The following is a 2,010-nucleotide window of genomic DNA, read 5'->3' as shown; positions in this document are numbered from 1 at the left end:
GACCAGGTGAAGATCCGCGGCTTCCGCATCGAGCCGGGCGAGATCGCGGCGCGGCTTTGCGAGCATGCCTGGGTGCGTGAGGCGGTGGTGGTGGCGCGCCAGGACCGCGCCGGCGACAAGCACCTTGTCGCTTATGTCGTGTGTGGGCCCGAGGCGGGAGCGGAGCAGGACGATGGCGGCGCGCTTGCCGGCGCCTTGCGCGCACATGTGAGCGGGCGGCTGCCGGACTACATGGTGCCAACGGCATTCGTGCGGCTGGCGGCGCTGCCGCTGACGCCGAACGGCAAGCTCGACCGCAAGGCGCTGCCGGCGCCGGCCGACGACGCCTATGCGCGGGCGGCCTATGAGGCGCCCCGCGCCGCGATCGAGACGGCGCTGGCCGAGATCTGGGCGGAGCTTCTCGGTGTCGAGCGGGTCGGACGCCACGACCACTTCTTCGAGCTGGGTGGCCACTCGCTGCTGGCCGTGCAGCTCTCGAGCCGGCTGTCGCGGGCTGTTGGGGTCGAACTGCCGCTGACGAGGCTGTTCGCCAGACCGGTGCTTGCCGATCTGGCCGAAAGCATCGTCGAGGTGTTGAGCCGCTCCGGTCCGCAAGACCTGCCGGCGATTGCGACGGTGTCGCGCAATGAGCCGCTTGTGCTGTCGTTTGCGCAGCAGCGGATATGGTTTTTGGCGCAGCTGGACGAGGGCAGCACGAACTATCACATTCCACTGGCCTTGCGGCTGCGTGGTGTGCTCGACCGCGGCGCCTGGCAGCGCAGCCTTGACCGTCTGTTTGCGCGTCATGAGGCGCTGCGCAGCGTCTTTGTCGCACCGGAGGGCAAGCCCTGGGTTGAGGTTCTGCCGCCGGATGCGGGACTGCCGGTGGCCGAGCACGATCTGCGGGACAGGCCGGATGCTGAGGCTGCGCTTTTGGATCTGTGCCATGAAGAGGCGCGCACGCCGTTCGATGTTGCGCGCGGGCCGCTGATCCGCGGGCGTCTGATCCGGATGTCGGATGAGCAACACGTCTTCCTGCTGACCCAGCATCATATCGTCTCGGACGGCTGGTCGATGGGCGTGCTGGTGCGTGAACTCAGTCAGCTTTACCGGGCGTTCGAGGCTGGACAGGACGATCCTTTGCCGCCGCTGGCGATCCAGTACCCGGATTATGCCGCCTGGCAACGGCGGTGGCTGTCGGGGGAACGGCTGCAGAGCCAGGCGCAGTATTGGCGCGACACCCTGTCTGACGCTCCGGCCCGTCTTGCGCTGCCGACGGACCGGCCGCGGCCGGCCCAGCAGTCGTATGCCGGGGCCGCTGTGCCGATCGTCATCGATGCGGATCTGACGCGGGGTCTGAAGCGGCTGAGCCGGCAGCATGGCACGACGTTGTTCATGACGGTGCTGGCGGCCTGGGCGGCGGTGCTGTCGCGTCTGTCGGGGCAGGACGACCTTGTGATCGGCGTGCCGAGCGCCAATCGAGGCCGGGGCGAGATCGAAGAGTTGATCGGCTTCTTCGTCAACACCCTGGCGCTTCGGCTGGACCTGTCGGGCGAGCCGAGCGTGTCGGAGCTTCTGGAACGGACGCGGCGCACGGCCTTGGCTGCCCAGGAGCATCAGGACCTGCCGTTCGAGCAGGTCGTCGAGATCGTGCAGCCGCCACGGCATCTTGATCACACGCCGCTGTTCCAGGTGATGTTGGCCTGGCAGAACAACGCCGTCGGGTCATTGGACCTGCCGGGGCTGAGTGTGGAAGCTGCCGGGGAGGGGTATGATCAGGTCAAGTTCGATCTGGAGCTGAGCCTTTGCGAGCGTGGCGAGGAGATCGCCGGAACGTTTGGTTATGCCACGGCGCTGTTCGATCAGGCGACGATCGAGCGGCAGCGTGGTTATCTGCTGGCGCTGCTGCGGGCGATGGCTGCCGATGCAGGCCAGCCGGTCGGCCGCATTGACATCCTGCCGGCCGCCGAGCGCACCTATCTGCTGGAGGATCTGAACCGGACGGCGGCGGCCTATCCGTCGCAGCGGTGC

1 protein-coding gene is annotated in these 2,010 nt (G+C 67.8%); it reads left to right on the top strand.

All coding sequences use genetic code 11. The annotated features are described in order from the left end of the window. Positions 1-2,010 (top strand): condensation domain-containing protein (locus NKJ84_RS32930; RefSeq protein WP_352509990.1); only part of this gene is annotated, 2,010 nt, incomplete at both ends.

Source organism: Mesorhizobium sp. M0048, from assembly GCF_040323405.1.
Lineage (GTDB): Bacteria > Pseudomonadota > Alphaproteobacteria > Rhizobiales > Rhizobiaceae > Mesorhizobium.
This window is presented reverse-complemented; position numbering and strand designations above follow the sequence as displayed.